This window comes from Verrucomicrobia bacterium S94 (genome assembly GCA_004299845.1).
Taxonomy (GTDB): Bacteria; Verrucomicrobiota; Kiritimatiellia; order Kiritimatiellales; family Pontiellaceae; genus Pontiella.
On record CP036201.1, the window covers coordinates 2388683 to 2411791 of the forward strand.

A 23109-nucleotide genomic window follows, 5' to 3' on the forward strand; every position below is an offset into this window, starting at 1 on the left:
GTCAGCCTTTCGCTTTACAGGGTGTAGGGTGCACGACGCGGACGATCCAGCCATTTTGAGGCCTCAGCATCGCCGATAATCTCTTCCGTTTCCGGATTCCATTTAATCGTACGGTTCAACCGCTCCGAAATCGCACTCAGATGGCAGATCGTGGCCGTACGGTGACCGACCTCCACATTAGCGATGGTACTTTTACGCGTTTTGATCGCATTCAGGAAATTCTCCCGATGCCCTTCATACGCACCCAGATGGGCATCCTGCGGTTTCAGCGGAATATTTTTGATATCCCCCGGATCCGACTTCAGATCACCGCCGCGCCCGACACCAATGGCGCCCTTGTCACCGTAAAACTCAATCATCGAGCCGAATTTCTGATTCGGGAAATCGCGATAAACAATAGGCCCGTCCTTGTATTTATAACCCTGGCACCCGGAATCATCGTATCCTTGCGGGAAGAAAAACTCAGGTCCGGAATGATCCATACCGAGCGCCCACTGAATAATATCATAATGATGTGCTCCCCAGTCGCCGTTTTTACGGGCACCGTATTCCCAATAGGAACGCCATCCGCCGCTGTAATTCCCCTCAACACGCTTTCTGTTATAAGGATACCACGGGGTCGGCCCCAGCCAGCGATCATAATCAAATCCGTCCGGAATCGGTTCTTCCGGCAGCACCACACCGTCCGGGAAACGGTTCAAACGAGCGTAGACCGTATGAACTTTGCCGATATAACCGTTACGGACCAGCTCCACCGCTTTACCGAATGAGTATTCCGAACGCTGCTGACTGCCTACCTGTAACACAGCACCGTAGCGCTTTACCGCGTCGGCCAGAATACGCCCTTCCCGAATGGTAAGACTCATCGGTTTTTCCACATACACATCTTTACCGGAACGAACCGCATCCAGCGAAATCGGAACATGCCAGTGATCCGGCGTCGTTACATAAACAGCATCGATATCATCCCGTTCCATGATCTTTTCATGCTCGTTGTAACACTCGCAGTCTTTGTTTCCGTATTTATCGTTCACCCGGTCACGTGCGGTCTCACGCTTCTTGCGGTCAACATCGCACACCGCCAGAACCTGACAATCCTTGCGATCCAGAATGCCTCTGAAATGCCCCTGCACAATGAGGCCGAAACCAACAAAACCGAACGCGAGACGGTTGCTCGGAGCAGTGAAACCTGAAAAACCCATGGCACTCGACGGGATCACCGTCGGGGCGGCTACAGCCGCCGCGCCCATGGCAGAAGTGCGTAAAAAGTTTTTACGCGACATAGTCGTCTTCATACTCATCATCATACCCTTTCTTGAAAACTCGATTTTTCGAGGTTTTCAGTTCTACGCAAATAACGCCCTTAAATCTTGTATTTAATACTCTAAGACTTGGACGAAATCCGCATCAGATTCCGGACAAGAAACCGAAGATCCTCCGGAGCATGTTCGATACAGGCCGCCATCGAAGAGTGGCCCGCCGAGATACTGAATGCATAGTCAAACACCTCAAGAAAAAGATCCATGTCACCGGAAAGCGCACCGGAAATCAGCATACTTTTCGCCCCCCGCTCCCGGGCCATACCCGCAATCACCGGACACAGCTTTCCCGAAAGCGACTGCCCATCCGTCCGCCCTTCTCCGGTAATCAGAAGATCAGCCCCCGCCAAAGCGTCCGACAGTCCCACGGTTTCTGCAATCAGATGCGCTCCGGAAACAATTTCGGCTCCACAGAATACCCGCAGACCATAGCCCAGACCGCCAGCCGCACCATCGCCCGGCGCCTCCGCAACGCCCACAATATTCCTTAGGTTCGCCAGCCCCTCATCCAGTTGCTTCACCATGGAGGGAGAAGCCCCCTTCTGCGGTCCGAATATTGCCGCTGCGCCATCAGCTCCCGTCAACGGATTCGTCACATCACAGGCCACACGAATTCTTGTATGTTCCAATCCCGGAAGAATATTCCGTTTATCTACAGATCCAATCATTGGAAGAATTTTTCCACCCCGTTCGAGAATGACTTCTCCCTCCGCCGTCCGGAACTGAAAACCCAGAGCCTGAGCCATTCCGGCACCTCCATCCACCGTTGCACTCCCGCCAATCCCCATCACAATGGAATCATGACCCTCAGCAATCAGATGCCGCAGCAGCTCACCCGTTCCGTACGTAGTCGCCTCCATCGGATCCAACCTCCCCTCCGGAACAAGCTCAATGCCCGAAGCCGCCGCCATCTCCATGACCGCAGTACCATCCGGGAGAATTCCATAGCGGGCCTCTATCCGATCACCCAGCGGCCCCGAAACCTCCAACACCCGAAAACAGCCGCCCGTCGCCTCAACCACGGCATCAACCGTCCCCTCACCTCCATCAGCCATCGGCAATGTGATCACTTCAGCAACCGGCATTTCTGTCAGAATAGCCTGCTTTACAATCTCACAGACCCGGGCACTGCGCATATTGCCCTTAAATGAATCAGGTGCGACCACAATTTTCATGATGAACTCCGTACAATCAGATTGCCTTTAATGAATTTACGCTGAGGTTCACTCTTCTTCACCACCGCATTGAAAGCCTGCCGGACCATCTCGCTGATCGGCTGATGATACGTTGTGAGCGGCGGAATAAACTGAGCCGCCGCAGGAATATCATCGAACCCGGTCACCGGCATCCTCCGGCCCGAATCATACAGTGCTCGCAACGCCCCCATCGCCACCGGATCATTCGCACAGATCAGTGCCGCCGTATCGTCTCCCAGCGATTTCACCGACTGCTCACCCGCCTCAAACCCATCCATCGTCCAAATATGACGTTTCAGAGAAAAGTCCAGCTCCGCTGCCACTTTTTCAAACGCCTGAAACCGCACGAAATGACCATACAGATTAGCCCCGATAAAAAACCCGCGCGTCCACCCTCTGAAAATCAGATGCTCCAGCAGCTGACGCGCCGCATCCTCTTCATCCACCGAAATACATGTGCCCGGCTCCTCCCCCGAACGATGACCAATCCGGACAACCGGCATTCCACTAAATGCATTCAACCATTCCGACCGCTCCGACGAACCCAGCACAATAAGGCCGTCAATCGCATGCTTGTGAAGCGGAGCCAAATCCGAGGGATCCGGATGACGCCCTTTGAACCCCGCAATTACCAAAGAATAATCCTGCTCATGTGCGCAATCCTGCAGTTTTTCAATAATCGGTCCGAAAAAAGGATCCCGGAAATCATAAACCACCACACCAATCGTACGCGACCCCTTCCCCTTCAACGTCAACGCCGCAGCACTCGGCACATAGCCCATCTCCTCCGCCGCCCGCATCACTTTTTCAATGGTTGCAGCTGCAATTCCGACTTCGCGGGCCTTTCCCGACAACACGCGCGAAACCAGCGCAATCGATACTCCAACCCGTTCAGCAATCTGTTTCTGACTCACCGCCATTTGTGCACCTCAAATATTTGAGATTCTGGTTCCCGGAAAAAATAAAGCAAGACTATTGCCCCAAACCCTATCCTCACCGCAGAATCGCAATCCCTTATTTTTCATACATTCGAATGTATGAAATTAATTTCAATACGGAATAGATTAATTTTTTAAATCTCACACATTCTAATGTGTGAAATATTAACGCATTTCCATTCCACAGGATTTCGCCCATCCCCCTAAGAGGTCACCGCATGACGCTTTTCAAGCTACGAAAAACCATCTATGGTTTATGTTTTGACTCATGATGAAACGATTCCATTTTCTGGCCTGTATGTTCGCCCTTTGCGCGGGGTGCAGCCGGCAGCCCCCTGCCGGGCTCAACAGCGTGCCCAAACGTATTATCTCGCTTGCGCCGGACATCACCGAATCACTCTACCTTCTTGGACTCGGCGACCGCATCGTCGGAGCAACCACCTACTGTCTCTGGCCGGAAGAGGCAAAACAAATCCCCCGGGTCGGCGGATTCGGCCAGTACAATTTCGAGGCGATTGTATCGCTCCGTCCTGACCTTGTGATCCTGCACCACAATTATGAATCCGAGAAAAACCGGCTCACGGACCTCGGAATCCCTTATCTCGAAACCGGCACGGAACATATGGCTGACATCATCCGTTCTATTCAGACTATAGGCGATGCCTGTGGAGTAGCAGCGGCTGCCGAAGCGTTGACCGCACAGATCCGCGAACAGATTGCCGGCATCCGGAAACCGAATAATGCACCGCGCGTGCTGATTACCTTCGGCGGGGATCCGACCCAGATTGAACAGATCTTTGCATTCGGTGCCGACTGTCTGCATCACGAACTGCTCGAACTCGCCGGCGGTATCAATGTCATTTCAAACAAGCTGGCCTTTTCAACGCTTTCTAAAGAAGCGGTAATACGGCTCAATCCGGATATCATCATTCAAATGGCTCCGGGAACCGAAGCGCCGGAAAACCCACCGGAAACATGGAAAGATTATGCCGGCATCTCCGCCGTCCGCCATAACCGTATTTATGTTCTCACCGGAGATTACACCTGCATCCCGGGGCCGCGCTTCACCCGGATTCTCTCCGATTTTAAGGATATTCTGACAAATAATGAATAAAATCCTTCAGATACAGGACCTTTCCGTAGAGCTCTCGGGGAACAGCATACTGAAACACATCTCCTTCGATGCAGCCGAAGGTGAATACGTTTCCATTATAGGCCCCAACGGAGCCGGAAAAACCACTCTGATCAAATGCCTGGCCGGAATTTACAAAGACTGGAAAGGCTCAATTTCCATTGGCGGACAGGACACAAAAAACCTGACTCATCGCGACATTGCGAAACTGCAGAGTTATGTCCCGCAAGCTGAAGGACGTATGAATCCGCTTACCGTCGAGGAACTGGTGGCCACCGGCCGCTATCCGCATATCTCCGCATTCACCACCATGACCAAGGATGATTTTTCTGCGATCGACAATGCGTTGGAACGCACCGGCATCCAGGCTTTCCGCAAGCGAAGACTGAATTCGCTCAGTGGTGGAGAACGGCAGATGGCCTTTATTGCGGCGGCATTGGCTCAAGACACAAAAATCCTTCTACTTGATGAACCGTCGACCTTTCTCGACTACAAACATCAGGCCGATGTCTCCACCATCCTGAAGACAGCCTGTCAGGATCATGGCCGGACCATTATCGCGGTTCACCACGACATTAATATGGCCGCAGCCTGCAGCAGCAAGGTGATTGCCCTCAGAGAGGGAGCCATTGTTTTTATGGGCACCGCAAAGGAAGCAACCGATACAGAGACGCTTCAGAAAATCTACAATACCTCGTTTATCAGTGCCCCCTCCCCCGCACACCCCCTCCCCCTGATCATCACCGGAGGCAAGGCATGAAGCCGTTGATAAAACTGCTGCTGCTGACGCTCATTACACTGGGTATTCTTGTGCTTTCACCGTTGCAGGGCATGGAGTTTATCCCGATCAATGCCAGCGGACAGGAACGGGAAATTCTGATGAACATTCGGCTGCCGCGTGTACTCTGCGCATTCAGCACAGGGGCTATGCTTGCACTCAGCGGCATGGCCTTTCAGGCCCTCTTCCGCAATCCGCTGGCCACGCCGTTCACACTCGGAGTCTCCAGCGGCGCCGCACTGGGGGCCGCCGTTTTCATCCGACTCGGCTTCGCGTTCTCCCTTCTCGGAATCTCCGCCGTATCTCTGGCAGCCTTCATCGGTGCGCTGCTGTCCATTCTGCTGGTTTACGGCCTGACCCGGCTTAAAGGCGGTTTCTCTACGCCGACGCTGCTGCTTTCCGGTATTGCCATCAGTTTTTTCTTTTCCAGTCTGATCCTGTTCATCCAATACCTCAGCGGACTCAGCCACTCTTTCCGCATTGTGCACTGGATGATGGGAACCCTTTCAACCGCCGGCTATAGCCAGCTCATCAATCTCCTGCCGTTTCTTTTCAGCGGCGGCGTAATTCTGACACTGCTCACGCGGGAGATGAACTTGTTCATGGTCGGCGAAGATATCGCCATCAGCCGCGGCGTAAATACCGGTCTGGTAAAAAAACTGATCTTTCTCGCGGCATCGCTCATGGTCGGCGGCGTGGTGGCCGTCTGCGGGCCGATCGGATTTGTCGGGATGATGTCCCCGCACATCTGCCGTTTAATCTTCGGTGCCGACCACCGCATCCTCACTCCCGCCGTTTTTCTGTTCGGCGGCCTGTTTCTGGTCCTGTGCGATACCGCCACCCGCATGCTGTCCGGTCTGACATCCGGTGCGGAGCTGCCCGTCGGCGTACTCACCGCCCTGCTCGGCGGCCCCTTTTTCATTATTCTGCTGCTCAACCGGAAAAGTGGACTGGACCTATGAGTACCATCGCCATTTTCGGTACCGGCTCCGACGTAGGGAAAAGCATTGTCGTCACCGCACTTGGCCGCATTTTCAGAAACCGCGGCTGTTCCGTTGCCCCCTACAAAGCACAGAACATGTCGAACAACTCCTACGTCACCCTCGAAGGCGGCGAAATGGGCCGCGCTCAGGTGGTGCAGGCCGAAGCCTGCGGAATCGAACCCCATACCGACATGAACCCCGTCCTGCTCAAACCCTGCTCCGATACCGGCGCACAGGTTGTCCTTCAGGGCAAAGCCGTTGGAAGCGCTTTGGCGGCCGACTATTTCAAGGACACTTCAAAAATCCGTATACCCGCATTCCAATCTCTGGAAAAGCTGAAAAATGCCTATGAACTGGTGCTCATTGAAGGAGCCGGATCGTGCGCAGAAGTCAATCTGCGCCCACGCGATTTCGTAAACTTTGAAACCGCCCACGTCGCTGACGCTCCGGTATTTCTCGTGGCCGACATTGATCGCGGCGGCGTCTTCGCCCAGATCATCGGTTCACTCGCCGTGATGCCGCCCGAAGACCGGAAACGGGTCGCCGGTTTTATCATCAATAAATTCCGAGGCGATACCGCGCTGTTCGATGACGGCATCCGCTATCTGGAAAAACAGACCGGACTGCCCGTGCTCGGACTGATCCCTTATTTCCGGCATATTGAAATCGACTCCGAAGACGGCCTTCCACTGGAAACCGTGGTTGATCCCCCCAACGGCCCCGTCGCCGGAAAAATCAATATAGCCTGCATCCAACTCCCGCATATTTCAAATTTCACCGACTTCAATCCGCTTATCCGCAACGACGCCATCCGCTTCCACTACCTCTCCCGGCCCCGGAATCTCGACGGCTACGACGCGCTGATTCTGCCCGGAACCAAGAACGTCCGTTTCGATCTTCAATGGCTTTACAGCGAAGAATGGGGAAAACCGATCCGTAATTTTGAAGGAACCGTTCTCGGCATCTGCGGCGGCTTTCAGATGCTCGGCCGCACCATCGCCGACCCGCATGGCGTCGAAGGGAAGCCCGGAACCTCCGGAGGCTTCGGACTGCTCGATATTGAGACCATACTGGAAAAAGAAAAACAGCTGTTCCGTACCCGGGGGAAACTGGCCGACGGAACTGCAATAGACGGGTATGAAATTCACATGGGACAGACTTCCCTGGGCAACACCGAACCGTTTATCCATATTGAAAGCCGTAATCGAAAACAGGCCGGCGGAACCGACGGCGCGGTATCCAATGACGGAAAAATCATGGGTTCCTATTTCCATGGTCTTTTCGACCATCCCGAATTCCGCAACTGGTTTCTGCAAAAACTCGAACCTGATTACTGTCCCGAAGAGATCCAGACCGCCGCCGCATTCAAGCAGCAGCAATATGATCTGCTGGCAGCGCATTTTGAAAAATATCTGAATATGGAAAAGCTGATTGATATCGCCTTTTCACGCTGAACTGTTACCGTATTCCCATGAATCTGATCGACGAAAAAGAGCAGGCACTGCTCAATGAATTAAAATCCTACGGTTCCATCGCCGTCGCCTATTCGGGCGGCGTGGATTCCACCTATCTGGCCGATGTGGCCCACGAAGCGCTTGGCCGGAATGCGATGATGGTCATTGCCGATTCGCCATCGATTCCACGGAAAGAACTGCAGGAAGCCATCCAGATTGCCACGGATCGCGGATGGAACCTTCGCGTAATCAAAACAGAAGAGCATCTCAAGGATGACTATCTGGCCAACAAAGGCGACCGCTGCTTCCACTGCAAAAACGAACTCTTTACCAAAATGGAAATGATTCTTTCCGAGTTCGGCGATATTGTACTGGCTCACGGTGCGATCGAAGATGACAAAGGCGATGTCCGCCCCGGCACACAGGCAGCCGCCAATCATTGTGTCATTGCCCCGCTCCAGAATGCCGGACTTTATAAAAAAGAGATTCGTATTCTCAGTGAACGACGTGGACTGCCTACCGCCGGAAAAGCCTCCTTCGCCTGCCTTGGCTCCCGCTTCCCGACCGGAACGCGTATTGAACTCGAAGCCATGACCCAAGTCGAAAAAGCGGAAGCCATCCTGCGCGCCCGCGGCTATTCACAATATCGGATACGTCATCACGACGATCTATGCCGGATTGAAATTGATCCGGCCGATTTTGACAAAATTATGAATGAACGCATCGAACTTGTGGATGCCATTAAAAAAACCGGCTACCGCTTTGTCACGCTCGACCTCAGCGGTTACACCATGGGATCAAGTGCCTGAAAATACCGGCGGGAATGACTGAAAGGCCGCCAATCAGTTACGGAAAAGTAAAAATCGCTACAATCCCGCCTTACCCTGAAACTGAAAACGGAATTGGTTAAAAAAAAACGGATCGTTTTAAGGCGCACACCAGCGAATGGAGTAGCGGCGGCGTTTCCACAGCCGGGGACGACGGACCGACCGCACTTTCCGGTTTTTAAGCGGAATATCCGCCGCATCATCTTCCGGAATATGACCGCTGAGCAGAGCCACAACCTGTTCCTGTACGGACTCCAGTTCATCAAGTTTCAGTTCCGGATCGAGCACCATGAAACTTTCATTGGTCTTTTTGTGCTCATAAATACGCAGCCGCTGCCCGTCCTCGCCTTTGCGAACATCGCGTTCCACAAGAATTTTCTTTCGTTCGAGCATCACGGTAAGAATGAAAATTGCGGCCAGATCCTCCTCATTCTCCTTCGCCATAAGACGACGCAGAAGGGATTCCGCATTTTCTTTTTTGACCGCCTCCTCTTCCGGTGGCGGCGGGACAATAAACGTGGTTTTCCAGGAACTCAGGCCGGGATCCTTTTTATCCCAGCAAGCGCTGCAAAGATCCTGACGGACATACTGGCCTTCATCGAAAATAAGTTTGGAGAAAAGCTGTTCTTTATCTTCAAATTCCCGCCCGCAAACCGCACAGTTTTTCGCACATTTCTGCACGCGCCAGTTTTCCACATTATTACGTCCCATGGCAGATCATCCTCAGCCTTCCTTCTCCCAGATCGTATGCCGCTGCTGCCAGAAATAAACCACGCCCGACCAGGCTGTAATTACAGCAGCCCCCATACCGAGCCACCAGGCAAAAACTGTTCCCGGCATTGGGAGCCAGGGTGACTCCCAGATCAGACCGAAAAAGTAGAGACTGATCGCCACCATCTGGACGGTGGTTTTGATTTTCCCCCACGGCCCCGCCGGCATCACAATCCCCTTTTCAATCATCAGCAGCCGAAGACCGGTCACCATAAATTCGCGGGCGATGATCAGCACCACCATCCAGGCCGCAATACTGCCCAGTTCAACAAATCCGATAAATGCGGCAGAAACCAGCACCTTATCGGCCAGCGGATCCATCAGCTTACCGAAAGATGTCACCCCGAAAAAGTTCCGGGCCAGATAGCCATCAAGCGCATCGGTCACACTCGCCAGAATAAAAATGGCCAGCGCGGCGATATATGCGATCGTCTGATTGGCAGCATGTTCAAACTCAATGCTCAGACAGACCATCATTACGGCAGTCATCCAGAAGCGGCTTACAGTCAGATGGTTCGGGAGGCTTTTCATAGTTATCCTGAATTTATGGATTTCCGGATCGTCGTTACATCCAATTCCGTACGATTATTTAGTATCCGTTTCAACCACACCAGGTTTGGCCAGAAAAGCATCAGGCACCCCGTCCGTAATCAGTTCATGCTCTATCGAAACGGCACCGCCCGCAGCCGTAGGTTCGGCAGTTTCCTCGTCGGAACACTGCGAGACAGAAAGCACAATAATTCCAACCAGCAACAGGCCACCGATAACGGAGCCGATCAGCTTCAACGGAATCCCGTTTCCTGAAAGATTGGTTATCGCGGCATTCACTTCGCCGAATACCGCACGGGCCCCTCCGCCGGATCTCGAAAGCGAAGGTGACGTTGCTTCCTGCATCCCCCGCCTTCCCCCGGAACTCGGTCCGCTTTAGCCAGATTCTTACGGGCTTCGTCGGTCAGCTTCAACTTGGTTTTCGGGGCATGCTGTTTAATGTATTCTTCCACCAGAGGCGCAGCATCAAGCCCCAGATACTGGGCATACATCCGAATAAAACTTTTTGCATAAACCGGGGCCGACAACGCACCGAAATCATCATGCTCCATCGCCTCGATGAATTTCGACAGGATCTTAGTGGCCTGTCCGGCCTCAGAGACCGTGACGCCCTTGGCCTGGCGGGCGGCTTCCAGCCGCTGCCCGATGGTTCCTATATTAAGACTCGCTTGTTCCATCGTCTTCTATTGCTCCTGTGTTCCGGGGAATTTCCCCGTCTAAATCAATCAGAATTTCGCGCGGCCCGGCGCCGTCCGGCGGTCCGATAATCCCGCGCTCTTCAAGTTGGTCCATCACCCGCGCAGCGCGGGTGTAACCGATGCGCAGCCGGCGCTGCAGCGAAGAGGTCGAGGCCCGTTTCGTCTGGCGGATCACCTCCAGCGCCTGTTCGATAATCTCTTCGTCCCCGCCATCATCCATTTCCGGCAGATCCGTGGTCGGCTTTTCAATTTTTTCATGAATTTCCGTAATAAACTCCGGCTGACTCTGCTCCTTCCAGAAATTCGTTACATTATCAATTTCAGCATCGCTGGTAAATGCGCCCTGCGAACGGATCAGCTTATCGGATCCCGGCGGCAATACGAGCATATCGCCTTTGCCCAACAAAGAGTCGGCCCCCATACGGTCAAGAATCGTGCGGCTATCGACCTTCTGCGAAACCTTAAAGGCAATGCGCACCGGAAAATTGGCTTTAATCGTCCCCGTAATGACTTTCACATCCGGCCGCTGCGTTGCCAGAATCATATGAATACCCGCCGCACGGGACTTCGCAGCCAGGCGGGCAATACCCGCCTCAATTTCAGCCTGCGCCACCGCCATCAGGTCAGCAAGCTCGTCGATCACAATCACAATATAGGGCAGTTTATCCGGAAGATCCGCCTTCTTTTTATCCGGATCGGTCACAACTTCCTCACCGAAAAGCTCTTCCTGTTTGGCCACCGTGCGTGCATTAAATCCCGGCAGATCACGTACTCCGGCCTGACGGAACCATTTAAAACGCCGTTCCATTTCATCAATCGCCCATTTAAGCCCCAGGGCCACTTTTTTAGCATTCGTAATCACCGGAACCACCAGGTGCGGCAGGTTGTTGTACTGATGAAACTCCACGGTTTTCGGGTCAACCAGAATCATCCGCAGATCATCCGGCGAATGCTTCATAAGCAGACCGGTAAGAATGGAATTCATACAGACCGATTTACCGGCCCCCGTCGCACCGGCAATCAGCAGATGCGGCATTTTCGCGAGATCGAACACCATCGTTTCGCCACTGACATCTTTTCCCAGCACCAGCGGCAGAGCACTCTTCCCGTTCTGAAACTCAGCGCTCTCGATCATGTCGCGGAAAAATACCGATGCCCGGGCCGTATTCGGAACCTCGACGCCGCACACTCCTTTTCCAGGAATTGGAGCCTGAATACGAATGCTCTCCGCATGCATTTTCAGAGCAATATTATCGGCCAGATTTTTGATGCGTTCGACACGCACACCCGGTGCCGGCAGAATTTCATAGCAGGTAACCACCGGACCTTGCTGCACGCCGGTCACTTTGGCCTCCACACCGAATTCCTCAAGCGTGTTCTGCAGCACCTGTGCCGTGTCGGCAACTTCAGAAGCCGACATCCCTTTAGCCTGCGGAACGGCAGGATCGAGTAGACTCAAAGGAGGCAGTTTATAATTGTGCGTATCAGCTTCGAGAGTGCTGGAAAACGCACGATCTTCAGCAGCCTTCTCTTTTCCAGCCCTGGATTTCGCTTTCGGTTTCGGTGCTGAAGTTTTTTCCTCCTCAACCTTTGCAACACGTTTCTGATGTTCCTCTACCAAAGCCCGGATATCGATATCCGATTCAGCAGACGCTTTAGCGGCCGGTTCTGCGGCCACAGGCTCGGGCCGGGGTTTGCGCGGTTTACGGACCCGTTTCGGTTTCGCTTCCGGCTTCGGCGAAGCTTTAGGTTTCACCCCTTTTGCAGGTTTCTTCTCAAAGACCTCTTCTTCGCTCGGTTTTTCAAGCTTCAGAGTCTGGATTTTCTCCCAGATCAGTTTGCACAGTTCGACAATCTGAAGGTCAAACATGCGGACAACGGCAATGAACCCAAGCACAAAAAATACGATACCTGCTCCGACATAACCGATCCAGAATCCTACCGAACGCTGCGCCAGCACTTCACCCATCAGGCCGCCCGGCGTTCCGATGTTATGCGCTTCAACCCAGTCCATCCAGAACTGTTCATTCATATCGGCCAGACCGGCCAGACAGAACAATGCCAGAATAAACCAAAGCAGTTTCGGAAAAATTTTCCGAGCCGACCACAATAACGCAGAAATACCGACCCAGATGATGCCAAAAGGAATAAACAGACCGGCCACCCCAAAATACATGAATGAAAAAAACGCCGCTTTTGCACCGAAAATGCCGATCAGGTTATTGCTCCAGTTCGGATTATTCGTAAACTTTGCAATCTGGTCGGGTTTATAGGTCAGAATACCTAAAAGAATCATCAGACCGATCAGTGCAATCAGCACCCCGGAAATCTCACGCCAGACGGAACGCGTCGGCTCTTCTGTCTTTGTCTTTGCCATTGCCGGAATATAGAGAAGCGCCCTGCTCAAATCAAAACTAAGAAATACCTAATTAAAATCCTGCCGTACAACGGCAACGAACCTACCCTGCAACTCCAACTGTGCATTGAAGGAAACTGCTGGAAAAAGCTCAATTCTCCTTTCCGGAAAATTGATGAATCAGACTCCCGGACCGCACACAACTATGATCGGAGGAACCATGATTCAACGAGTAAACAGCTGAGTCCGGTAATACGCCAGCTCAGCGATAGAAGCTTTGATGTCAAACAATGCATCGTGCGCGTTGGCGGCATCAATTCCCGCTTCCGGGAAATACCGACTCAGCAGCTCCACATTGTCCTTATCGAATGCTGCCTGCCCTTTGAGGTCCATCCACTGTATTTTAATGGTCGAGACGTCCAGAAGACGGTAATGAAGCCGGCTTCCGAACATGGGAAGAAATCGCCGCATCAGCACCCAGTCGTTGTGCACGCTGTTGCCGGCAAGCACCGGCCGGTCAGAAATGGCATCAAAAGGGGTTCCGGCATATTCGTCCAGCATTTCCGCAATCCGGCGATCCGCCTCTGCAACGGTCACCGCCTCTTCCGACCGGCACCGGGCCAGCAGCTCCGAAAGATGTTCCTCCACCCACTCACTGACCTGCTCCTCCGCATCAAGCCGGATGCAAAGGTTGAGATCGGCCGATTGAGGATGCAGACGGTTCAACTCGGTATCGGTAATAATCGCAGCAACCTGTAAAAGCCGTGCGTTTTCCAGATCGAGCGAAGTAAATTCGGCATCGAACCAGACATAGGCGGATGTTTTTTTAATCGTTTCACTCATAAAAAACAGTGAAGCACAGATTTACTACGATGAACACTGATAAAAAGAAAAGGACGGCCGAAGCCGCCCTTCACCAAACAGAAAACTGCGAATCACTTAATCAGGTTATAGGTATCCAGCGCAATCACGAGCTCTTCATTCGTATGGATTTTCAGTGCAGTGACTTTTGAACTTTCCGTCGTCAGCACCGTTTCGTTCGCATTGTTTTTAGCGGTATCCACTTCCACCCCGATAAAACTGAAATTCTCCAGAATCTTTTCGCGCAGCATCGCATTGTTTTCACCGACACCAGCGGTAAAGACAATACAGTCCACTCCGTTCATCGCCGCCGCATAGGACCCGATATATTTCTGAATACTATAGCAGAACATTTCTATAGCCAGCATGCAGTCGGCATCGCCCTCCTCCGCACCCTGAACATTATCGCGCATATCGCTCCGACCGGAAATAGCCAGCAGACCGCCCTGTTTGTTCATCATAGTACTGACCTGTGCCGGCGACAGTTCCTGCGATTCCATAATATGCAGCGGCACATACGGATCCAGCGTGCCGGAACGTGTACCCATAATGATACCGTCAAGCGGAGTGAACCCCATAGAGGTATCCACAGAAACCCCGTCCATAAAGGCCGCCAGCGACCCGCCGTTCCCCAGATGACAAGTAATGATCTTCAATTCTTTCAGATCTCTGCCCAGCACCTCCGCCGCCTTCTGAGCCACATAACCGTGAGACGTTCCATGAAATCCGTATTTGCGGATTTTATATTCCTTATACTGCGCACGCGGCAATGCATACATGTAGGCCTTTTTCGGCATCGACTGATGAACGGCGGTATCGAATACTGCAACCTGAGGCATATCCGGCAGCAGCGATGCCATAGCCTTGATCCCCATCAGATTCGGCGGATTGTGCAGGGGTGCCAGCATGGAGTTGCGCTCAATGGCTTTGATCACATCCCGATCAACGACCACAGAACCGGTAAAATCCTCTCCCCGTGCACCACGCGATGACCTACACCACCAAGCTCTTCGAGACCGGACAGTACACCGACTTCGGCATCAGTCAGTTTTTTCAGAATGGCATCAATGGCCACTTTATGGTCAGCCAGATCAATAAAGAATTTTTCCTTCGGTTCATCCCCTTTTGCATAGGACAGAGTTGATCCATCAATGCCGATACGGTCCGCCTGCCCCTCACACAACGCCCGGAACTGCTCATCGGAATCACGGGCGTCATAAAGTTTGAATTTAATGGAAGAGGAACCGGAATTGATTACCAGAATTTTCATTAGTTTAATCCCCGTAAAATTATTCGCCCGCCTGCAGAACGGTAATTGCCGCAACGCCCACAATATCCTCAACAGAGCAACCGCGGGAGAGATCATTCACCGGCTTATTAAGCCCCTGCAGCAACGGCCCAAACGCCTCCGCACCGGCCATACGCTCAACAATCTTATATGCAATATTTCCTGCATTCAGATCCGGGAAAATAAGCACGCGCGCTTCTCCGCCAAGCGGACTTTCCGGAGCTTTCTTCGCCGCCACGGCAGGAACAATGGCCGCATCAAGCTGCAGTTCACCATCGATGACAATGCCTTTATCCGGACATTCATCCTGCACACGCTGCTTAGCCAGCTTCGTTGCCTCCTGCACTTTTTCAACCAGCGGACTTTTTGCCGACCCGTACGTGGAATAGGAAAGCATTGCCGTCATCGGCGGGATACCAAACTGAATCGCAGAATTTGCGCTCTGCACAGCAATCTGCGAAAGCTGATCCGCATCGGGATCTTCCACCAGTCCGCAATCGGAAAATACATATGGCACCCCGTTCACACACTCAAGGAAGAAACTGGAAACTGTGCCGCCCTTTTTAGCGGCTTTAATGACCTGTAGGGCAGGACGTACCGTATCGGCCGTCGAATGTGCCGCACCTGAAACCATGCCGTCTGCATCGCCCGCCTGCATAATCATCGTACCGAAATAAGAAACCTGTTTTACGGTTTCAAGCGCCTGCTCCGGCGTAATCCCCTTTGCCTTGCGCATTTCGTAAAAAGCATCCGCATATTCCTGTAACCGATCCGAAGTTTCGGGATCAATGACCGTGATGCCATCGAGTTTCCACCCTCTGGAAGCAAAACGTTCCTGAATGTCAGAAACTTTTCCGAGCAGAGTAACCGAAGCGATACCCTCCTGACTGATAATATGAGCCGCCTCACAGACTCGTTCATCGCCACCCTCAGGCAACACTATATTTTTATTCTTAAGTTTTGCAGCATCAATAATTTGCTGAATAAATGCGCTTCTGGCCATTATATCTATTCCCCATGTGGTTTAGTTTATGCATCCCCGAATTTTGCAAAAATATCCGCAAAACTATCACTTCGGTTTTTTCAAGCAATTCAATTTTACAGATTTCGAAGCTATATCCGGTTTTAAGCCTCCTTAAAAAACTAAAAAAATATCATTTCAACCGATAAACGAAAAAATATGTTATCCGGAAGATCAAAAATTATCTGTATTCCACCCACCACAGTTTTTCTGAATACAAAAAAAACCCCGCTGCTGAAAAGCAACGAGGTTCTTCAGATTCGCTTCTATCTCATTTTATTCTGCAGCAGCCACTTCTTCTTCCGCAACCGGTACTTCCTCAACCGCCGGAGCAGCCGTTGCAATCGAATCGACCCATTCGATCAGTACCATTTCAGAACTGTCGGAAATACGACGTCCCAGCTTAATAATACGCGTATAGCCACCGTTACGGTTTTCGAAGGTCGGCGCAACTGAATCGAAGAGCTCTTTAACCGCTCCTTCATTTTTCAGAACTGAAATCGCCTGACGGCGTGCCGCAAGCGTGCCCTTCTTACCGAGCGTAACCATTTTTTCTGCCAGGCTACGCGCAGCTTTCGCTTTCGGTGCCGTGGTCTTGATGCGTTTATTATCGATGAGCGCGCAGACCAGGTTTGCGAGCAGCTCATTACGATGCGCGCTGGTGCGTCCCAGTTTTACTGTTTTTTTACGATGTCTCATTGTTCCAACCTCTGGATAGTTTAAAAATTAGTCTTCAGAGTACACACCCTTAAGCAGGTCTGCATCGAAGGTCATTCCCAGCGACAGCCCCATCTCCTGGATCTTCGCCTTGATTTCATTCAGCGATTTCTTACCGAAGTTTCTGTATTTCAGCATCTCTGCTTCCGTCTTCTGCGCAAGTTCGCCAACCGTGGTGATGTTAGCGTTATTCAGGCAGTTGGCCGCACGTACACTGAGTTCAATTTCATTGACGCTGATATTCAGTTTCTTACGGAGTTCTTCCTTCTCCATATCGATCTGTTTTTCGCTTTCCTCAAACTCAATCAGGTCTTTGTCGTACGAAACAAAGACATCGAGATGATGTCGCAGAATCGCGGCAGACATGGTCAACGCATCATCCGGTGTAACCCTTCCGTCGGTCCAGATTTCAATCACAAGTTTATCGTAGTCGGTACGACGGCCAACACGGGTATTTTCCGTTTCATACTTTACGCGACGAACCGGCGAAAACAGACAATCGATCGGAATCACGCCGATTTCCTGATTTTCTTTTTTATTCAATTCAGCCGGGCAGTAGCCACGTCCGATCCGAACTTCCATCTCAGCTTCGAACACGCCGTCTTCCTGAAGCGTGCAGATCACAAAATCGGGATTGAGCACTTCAATCGTTTCCGGGGTCTGGATATCACCGGCCTTAACCTCACCGGGGCCTTCCACCTTGACTTTAACGATCTGCGTGTCTCTGGAATAACTCTTAAAAAGCAACTGTTTGATGTTCAGCACAATGTCGGTCACATCTTCTGTTACGCCTTCAAGACTGCAGAATTCGTGCGGTGCACCTTTGATTTTAACCGATGAAACCGCCGCACCTTCCAATGAAGACAGCAGTACACGGCGCAACGAGTTACCCATAGTACGGCCATAGCCGCCTTCAAACGGTTCCGCGTAGAACTTACCGTAGTTTTCTGTGGAAACAGCGTCGTCTTTGACAACCTGTTTCGGCATTTCGAATCGACCGAGACGAGTAGGCATAATGTTTAATCTCCCAGATCCGGGCATTAACCGGACCGTATGGTGTTAAGTATTACTTTGAGTTACAAAAACAATGCTCCCGAAAAAAACGGAAGCATTACACAACAAATTTCCTGCTTAAACGCGACGGCGTTTCGGAGGACGGCAACCATTGTGCGGAATGGCGGTCGTATCTTTAATACAGGTTACAGAAAGACCGGCCGACGCAAGCGCACGAACGGCTGATTCGCGTCCTGCTCCCGGACCCTGCACACGCACTTCAACTTCAGACATACCGTGGCTAATCGCTGTACGGGCGGCATCCTGTGCAACAGTTGTTGCCGCAAAAGCAGTGGATTTCCGCGAACCTTTGAAGTTGCACCGGCCGGCACTCGACCAGGAAATCACGTTACCGCGCATATCCGTAATGGAAACAATAGTGTTATTGAATGTAGTTTTCACAAACGCGATACCGACCGGAACATTCTTTGATCCTTTTTTACGCTTGATCGGCTCAATGACTTCATCGGCCAGCAGATCTGCTGCAGTCGGCAGGCGGGATTTCTTTTCCTCAGCCTGCTCTTTAGCCGGTGCTGCCGGTTTTTCGTCTGCAACCGGTGCAGATGCAACCACTTCTTTTACTTCTTCAACTTTTTCTTCTGCCATGGGAATATTCCTTCTTTACGCCGCGTTATTTAGCAGCTTTAGCGGCGGAACGGGCTTCCTTACCACGAACAACACCAACGGTACGCTTCGCACCTTTACGGGTACGGGCATTGGTTTTCGTACGCTGTCCACGAACCGGCAACCCGGCACGATGACGCCGACCGCGATATGAACCTACAGAAATCAGACGGCGGATATTCGCCGAAACCTCACGACGAAGGTCACCTTCAATGCGATAATCGCTCTGAAGAACAGCAACAAGGCGCTGAATATCCTCATCCTTCAGATCATCTGCTTTCATATTGCGGTCCAGCTTGGCCTTTTCGCAGATTTCAACTGCAGTGGTCGGGCCAATGCCGTAAATATAACGAAGCGAGTATTCCAGCTTCTTCTTACCGGGGATGTCTATACCGAGTACACGTGGCATGTCTTAAACTCCTGATTCCTTATCCTTGGCGCTGTTTGTGGCGCGGGTTCGTGCAAATGATGCGAACGACGCCCTTGCGGCGGATCACTTTACACTGTTCACACATTCTTTTTACTGAAGCTCGTACTTTCATTATTCTGCTCCTGGTCAATTATAAGACGCCCCTTGCTCATATCATAGGGCGACATCTCAACCATCACTTTGGCACCGACTTGCGGATGCTTTTTTTTAAAATCGTCCCGTCTCAAAAACGCAACAAAACGATGTCCATTAATTAGTTCTGCGTCAAAAGCGTGTTTGTCTATCACAGAGACCACACACGCCTCAAGTAAAATTGTCTCTTTTTTATCCATCACGAATCCAAATCAGGAATCGTCAGAATCTCCGCTTTTTCTTTGCCGATAGCTACCGTGTGCTCAAAGTGAGCCGATGGTTTCCGGTCTTTTGTCACAACAGTCCATCCATCGTCCAATGTCTGAGTATGATGAACCCCCAGGTTAATCATCGGTTCAATAGCAAAAGTCATACCGGCCTTCAGCACGGGACCTCTTCCGGGAGGGCCATAATTCGGAATCTGAGGATCTTCGTGCATTTCCCGACCGATTCCATGACCAACAAAATCCCGAACAACGGAAAAACCGGCATTTTCCGCCACAACCTGGCATGCATTGGAAATATCGCCGAGGCGATTCCCCTCCACGGCTTTAGCAATCGATGCATCAAGGCATTCCTTCGTAACATCCAGCAATCGCTGTACTTCAGGATCAATCTCGCCGGCCGGTACCGTAATCGCGGTATCGCCCACAAAGCCGCCATAGACGAGTCCGAAATCAATACTTACGATATCGCCGTCGCGAATAACCCTTTTTCCCGGCACTCCATGCACAACCTCTTCATTTACCGAAGAACAGATGCGCCCCGAAAAACCATGATACCCGTAAAAAGCACATCGACCCTTCTCTTCCCGGGCAAGTTCAGCAGCATAATCATCGAGTTCTCCGGTCGTAACGCCCGGTGCTACTCTGGCAGCAACCTTATGCAGAATCGTTGCGGTTTTTTTTGCCGCAATCCGCATCGCCGCCAACTCGCTCTGATTTTTAATTTTAATCATGTAGCTTCACCTACGAGCCGGTTTTTCACTTCGTTACGAACCGCCTCTATGCTCTGGTTGGCATCCACGTCCTGCACGAGCCCCATTGCTTCATAATAATTGATTAGCGGAGCGGTCTGCTCTTCATAAACTTTCAAACGCTCCCGCACAGTTTCCTCCCGGTCATCCGGACGCTGTATCAGTTCGCAGCCCTCGACATCGCACTGATCTCCCCGGGAAGGCGGATTAAACTCAATATGATATACCGAACCGCATTTAGCACAGGTACGCCGCCCCGACAAACGTCGCACAATAACATCATCCGGACAGTTGAGAAGGATTACACGCTCAAGCGTTCCCCCAACCTCTTCGAGCAACGAATCCAGACTCCGAGCCTGCGTCAATGTGCGCGGAAAACCGTCAAAGAGAAATTTCTGAGAAGAATCAGCCTCCTCTAACAGACTGCGGATCATCCCGACGACAACCTCATCAGAAACGAAACGCCCCTGTGCCATGACCTTTTCCGCCTCGATACCGAGAGCGGTCTTCCGGGCAATCTGCTCACGAAGAAGCTGTCCTGTTGAAATGTGTTTGTACCCCTGGCCTACAAGAACTTCTGCTACAGTTCCTTTTCCCGCCCCCGGCGGCCCTAGTAATATCAGTGCATTCATCGTCCGCTGCGCATTTTACCTTTTTTAAGGAAACCATCGTAATGACGCATCAGCAGATGCGATTCAATCTGGCGCATCGTATCGAGCATAACCCCGACAATAATCAGCAGACTGGTTCCGCCGAAAAACGATGCAACAATCCAGGGCACCTTGAAGGACGACGTAAGAATACTCGGAAGAATTGAAACGACGGTCAGGAATATTGCACCCGCCAGCGTCAGACGCGTCATCGTACGGTCAAGATATTCAGCCGTCGGCGTTCCTGGACGAATACCCGGAATGTAACCGCCGCGTTTTTTCAGATCATCGGCAATCTGTACCGGATTGAACTGCGTCGCGACCCAGAAATAGGAGAAAAACAGAATCATCAGCCCGAATACGATCATGTAGCTCGCAGAGGTCATCGTAAAACTGGACGCAAATTTCTTTGCCCAGTCATAGGGCAGATAACCCGCAACCGAGGGAAAGATCTGAAGAATAGCTGAAGCGAAGATGATCGGCATTACCCCGGAATAGTTTACACGTAACGGCAGATGCGACGTACCACCATTCATCATTTTCCGTCCAACCATACGCTTGGCAAACTGCACAGGCACTTTCTGCTGCGCCTGCGTAACAGCAACCACACCGAGAATAACTGCAAAAATCAGAATAATCATCAGCGCAACGTGGAAAAAACCGATTTCCGCCACCCCGTCAACAGGAGACAGCTTATCAATCAGCGTTTTCACAGCCATGGGCAACGAACTGATAATATTCACTGTGATGATAATTGAAATACCGTTACCGATACCCCGATCGGTCATCTGTTCCCCGATCCACATCAGGAGTAGCGAACCGGTTACCAGACTCAGCGCCGTCAAAAGGATAAATCCCAACCCCGGAATACGTACCACCTCAGCCGGCAGGCCGAAATAGCCGCCGGACTGAAGGGCAACACCCATTGCAATACCCTGAACAGCACAGATTACAACCGTCAGATAGCGCGTATACTGCGTGATTTTCTGGCGGCCTACATCGCCTTCCCTTGCCAGCTTTTCAAGATGCGGAATCACCGCAGTCATCAGCTGGATGATGATTGACGCGCTGATGTAGGGCATAATTCCCAGCGTACCAATCGAACATTGCAGGAGCGCGCCCCCGCTGAACAGGTTCATGATTCCGAACAAACCACCTTCTGCGCCTCCCTGCGCTTCGATAAACTGACGGATCGCCAGGGCATCGACACCCGGGAGCGGAACGGCTGCGAGCAGCCGGCAAATAAAGATGAGTCCCAGCGTAAACAGAATACGCTGCCTGAGCTCAGGAATCTTGAATGTGTTAGCAAACGCGGAAAGCATGGCAATGAGGCCTTTCTTTAATTAGACAACTTCGCAGCTTCCACCGGCGGCTTCGATCTTTTCCTTAGCCGAGGCGGAGAAAGCATTAACTTTAACAGTCAGTTTCTTTTCTACGTTTCCGTTGCCCAGAATCTTCACACCATCAAAGCGACCGTTAACCAGACCACGCTCCTGAAGAAGCGCGATGGTAACTTCCGTTCCGTCTTCAAATGCATTGAGCGCATCCAGATTGACCGGAAGAATCACCTTGCGATTGATGTTATTGAATCCGCGGATAGGAAGCTTGCGGTAATAGGGCATCTGGCCGCCTTCAAACAGCGGCTTATGCGTTGCGCCCGCACGGGACATCTGCCCCTTATGGCCGCGACCCGCCGTTTTACCTTTGCCCGAAGCACGTCCGCGTCCTACGCGGATCTTCCGATGTTTGGAACCTTCTGCAGGTTTCAGTGAATGTAAATCCATGACTTAATCCCCTACCTTTATCAGCCTTTGCGGATGGCGAGAGCTTCCTGCTTGGAGCGCAGAGAGTCCAGTGCCTTCAGCGTGGCTTTAGTTACATTGAGGTGGTTGTTCGAACCGAGCGATTTGGCCAGTACATCACGAACTCCGGCGAGTTCAAGTACCGCACGGCAAGGTCCGCCTGCGATAATACCGGTACCTTCGGAAGCCGGGCGGATCAGAACCTGAGCACCACTGTACTTTCCGAGCGCATCATGCGGCAGCGTGGTGCCGCGCATGGTTACGGTCTGAAGGTTGCGCTTTGCAGCGTCACCCGCTTTACGAATAGCTTCAGCCACCTCTGCGGCTTTACCAAGACCATAGCCGACACGACCTTTCCGGTCACCTACTACAACCAGAGCCCCGAAGCTGAAGCGACGACCACCTTTTACAACTTTGGAGTTGCGGCTGATGTGTACTACTCGTTCTTCGAATTCCGGTTTTTCGCGGACTTCCTGCTTATCGTCGCGTTTTCCGCGGCGGCCACGGCCGCCGCCGTCACGACGGCCTCTACGTTCATTACGTTCTTCTGCCAT

26 protein-coding genes and 1 pseudogene are annotated in these 23109 nt (G+C 51.8%); 5 read left to right on the forward strand and 22 right to left on the reverse strand.

Going from position 1 to position 23109, the window contains the following annotated elements:
* Nucleotides 1–14: 14 nt before the first annotated feature.
* The 3 genes from EGM51_10220 to EGM51_10230 form a co-directional block, all read right to left on the reverse strand.
* The gene (locus tag EGM51_10220) at nt 15–1295 is read right to left on the reverse strand and encodes a Gfo/Idh/MocA family oxidoreductase (protein ID QBG49295.1); all 1281 of its coding nucleotides are present in this window, start codon (nt 1293–1295) and stop codon (nt 15–17) included.
* A gap of 89 nt (nt 1296–1384) precedes the next feature.
* The gene (locus EGM51_10225) at nt 1385–2494 is read right to left on the reverse strand and encodes a glycerate kinase (GenBank protein ID QBG47748.1); all 1110 of its coding nucleotides are present in this window, start codon (nt 2492–2494) and stop codon (nt 1385–1387) included.
* Nucleotides 2491–3435 (reverse strand): LacI family transcriptional regulator, encoded by a 945-nt coding sequence (locus EGM51_10230; GenBank protein ID QBG47749.1) that lies wholly within the window; start codon nt 3433–3435, stop codon nt 2491–2493. The genes EGM51_10225 and EGM51_10230 overlap by 4 nt, the downstream gene beginning before the upstream one ends.
* A gap of 286 nt (nt 3436–3721) precedes the next feature.
* On the opposite strand from EGM51_10230, the gene EGM51_10235 reads away from it, so the two are divergent.
* The 5 genes from EGM51_10235 to larE are packed head-to-tail and all read left to right on the forward strand — an operon-like array spanning nt 3722 to nt 8609.
* Complete coding sequence (locus tag EGM51_10235) at nt 3722–4567, forward strand: hypothetical protein (GenBank protein ID QBG47750.1); 846 nt, start codon at nt 3722–3724, stop codon at nt 4565–4567.
* On the forward strand, nt 4560–5345 hold the full coding sequence (locus EGM51_10240) for an ABC transporter ATP-binding protein (protein QBG47751.1): 786 nt from the start codon (nt 4560–4562) through the stop codon (nt 5343–5345). The genes EGM51_10235 and EGM51_10240 overlap by 8 nt, the downstream gene beginning before the upstream one ends.
* On the forward strand, nt 5342–6325 hold the full coding sequence (locus EGM51_10245; GenBank protein ID QBG47752.1) for an iron ABC transporter permease: 984 nt from the start codon (nt 5342–5344) through the stop codon (nt 6323–6325). Before EGM51_10240 ends, EGM51_10245 begins: the two co-directional genes overlap by 4 nt.
* Nucleotides 6322–7800: a cobyric acid synthase gene (locus tag EGM51_10250; protein QBG47753.1), complete on the forward strand. Its 1479-nt coding sequence runs from the start codon at nt 6322–6324 to the stop codon at nt 7798–7800. The genes EGM51_10245 and EGM51_10250 overlap by 4 nt, the downstream gene beginning before the upstream one ends.
* 17 nt (nt 7801–7817) lie before the next feature.
* Entirely contained in the window at nt 7818–8609 is a 792-nt protein-coding gene (gene larE, locus EGM51_10255) for an ATP-dependent sacrificial sulfur transferase LarE (protein QBG47754.1), read from the forward strand.
* A gap of 117 nt (nt 8610–8726) precedes the next feature.
* On the opposite strand, the gene EGM51_10260 is transcribed toward larE, so the two are convergent.
* The 19 genes and pseudogenes from EGM51_10260 to EGM51_10350 all read right to left on the reverse strand — a co-directional run bounded on the left by EGM51_10260 (nt 8727) and on the right by EGM51_10350 (nt 23109).
* A complete protein-coding gene (locus tag EGM51_10260) occupies nt 8727–9338 on the reverse strand; it encodes a hypothetical protein (protein QBG47755.1) in 612 nt (203 codons plus the stop codon).
* A gap of 12 nt (nt 9339–9350) precedes the next feature.
* Nucleotides 9351–9929: a CDP-diacylglycerol--glycerol-3-phosphate 3-phosphatidyltransferase gene (gene pgsA, locus EGM51_10265; protein QBG47756.1), complete on the reverse strand. Its 579-nt coding sequence runs from the start codon at nt 9927–9929 to the stop codon at nt 9351–9353.
* Between the two features lie 54 nt (nt 9930–9983).
* Nucleotides 9984–10292, reverse strand: a complete 309-nt coding sequence (locus EGM51_10270; protein ID QBG47757.1) for a hypothetical protein — start codon at nt 10290–10292, stop codon at nt 9984–9986.
* On the reverse strand, nt 10223–10624 hold the full coding sequence (locus tag EGM51_10275) for a hypothetical protein (protein QBG47758.1): 402 nt from the start codon (nt 10622–10624) through the stop codon (nt 10223–10225). Before EGM51_10275 ends, EGM51_10270 begins: the two co-directional genes overlap by 70 nt.
* Entirely contained in the window at nt 10605–13022 is a 2418-nt protein-coding gene (locus EGM51_10280) for a DNA translocase FtsK (protein QBG47759.1), read from the reverse strand. Before EGM51_10280 ends, EGM51_10275 begins: the two co-directional genes overlap by 20 nt.
* A 204-nt stretch (nt 13023–13226) precedes the next feature.
* Complete coding sequence (locus EGM51_10285) at nt 13227–13844, reverse strand: hypothetical protein (protein ID QBG47760.1); 618 nt, start codon at nt 13842–13844, stop codon at nt 13227–13229.
* A gap of 92 nt (nt 13845–13936) precedes the next feature.
* Nucleotides 13937–15132, reverse strand: a pseudogene (locus tag EGM51_10290) (acetate kinase).
* 19 nt (nt 15133–15151) lie between these two features.
* A complete protein-coding gene (locus EGM51_10295) occupies nt 15152–16153 on the reverse strand; it encodes a phosphate acetyltransferase (GenBank protein QBG47761.1) in 1002 nt (333 codons plus the stop codon).
* A 294-nt stretch (nt 16154–16447) separates the two neighbouring features.
* Complete coding sequence (locus EGM51_10300; protein ID QBG47762.1) at nt 16448–16870, reverse strand: 50S ribosomal protein L17; 423 nt, start codon at nt 16868–16870, stop codon at nt 16448–16450.
* Nucleotides 16871–16897: 27 nt separating this feature from the next.
* The gene (locus tag EGM51_10305; protein ID QBG47763.1) at nt 16898–17902 is read right to left on the reverse strand and encodes a DNA-directed RNA polymerase subunit alpha; all 1005 of its coding nucleotides are present in this window, start codon (nt 17900–17902) and stop codon (nt 16898–16900) included.
* Between the two features lie 117 nt (nt 17903–18019).
* Nucleotides 18020–18547, reverse strand: a complete 528-nt coding sequence (locus EGM51_10310) for a 30S ribosomal protein S11 (protein ID QBG47764.1) — start codon at nt 18545–18547, stop codon at nt 18020–18022.
* A gap of 25 nt (nt 18548–18572) precedes the next feature.
* Nucleotides 18573–18974, reverse strand: a complete 402-nt coding sequence (locus tag EGM51_10315) for a 30S ribosomal protein S13 (protein QBG47765.1) — start codon at nt 18972–18974, stop codon at nt 18573–18575.
* A gap of 19 nt (nt 18975–18993) precedes the next feature.
* A complete protein-coding gene (locus EGM51_10320; GenBank protein ID QBG47766.1) occupies nt 18994–19107 on the reverse strand; it encodes a 50S ribosomal protein L36 in 114 nt (37 codons plus the stop codon).
* Nucleotides 19073–19327 (reverse strand): translation initiation factor IF-1, encoded by a 255-nt coding sequence (gene infA / locus EGM51_10325; protein QBG47767.1) that lies wholly within the window; start codon nt 19325–19327, stop codon nt 19073–19075. Before infA ends, EGM51_10320 begins: the two co-directional genes overlap by 35 nt.
* Nucleotides 19327–20085 (reverse strand): type I methionyl aminopeptidase, encoded by a 759-nt coding sequence (gene map, locus EGM51_10330; GenBank protein ID QBG47768.1) that lies wholly within the window; start codon nt 20083–20085, stop codon nt 19327–19329. Before map ends, infA begins: the two co-directional genes overlap by 1 nt.
* Nucleotides 20082–20735: an adenylate kinase gene (locus EGM51_10335; GenBank protein ID QBG47769.1), complete on the reverse strand. Its 654-nt coding sequence runs from the start codon at nt 20733–20735 to the stop codon at nt 20082–20084. Before EGM51_10335 ends, map begins: the two co-directional genes overlap by 4 nt.
* Nucleotides 20732–22075 (reverse strand): preprotein translocase subunit SecY, encoded by a 1344-nt coding sequence (secY, locus tag EGM51_10340; GenBank protein QBG47770.1) that lies wholly within the window; start codon nt 22073–22075, stop codon nt 20732–20734. The genes EGM51_10335 and secY overlap by 4 nt, the downstream gene beginning before the upstream one ends.
* A gap of 21 nt (nt 22076–22096) precedes the next feature.
* The gene (locus EGM51_10345) at nt 22097–22537 is read right to left on the reverse strand and encodes a 50S ribosomal protein L15 (GenBank protein ID QBG47771.1); all 441 of its coding nucleotides are present in this window, start codon (nt 22535–22537) and stop codon (nt 22097–22099) included.
* Nucleotides 22538–22557: 20 nt separating this feature from the next.
* The gene (locus tag EGM51_10350; GenBank protein ID QBG47772.1) at nt 22558–23109 is read right to left on the reverse strand and encodes a 30S ribosomal protein S5; all 552 of its coding nucleotides are present in this window, start codon (nt 23107–23109) and stop codon (nt 22558–22560) included.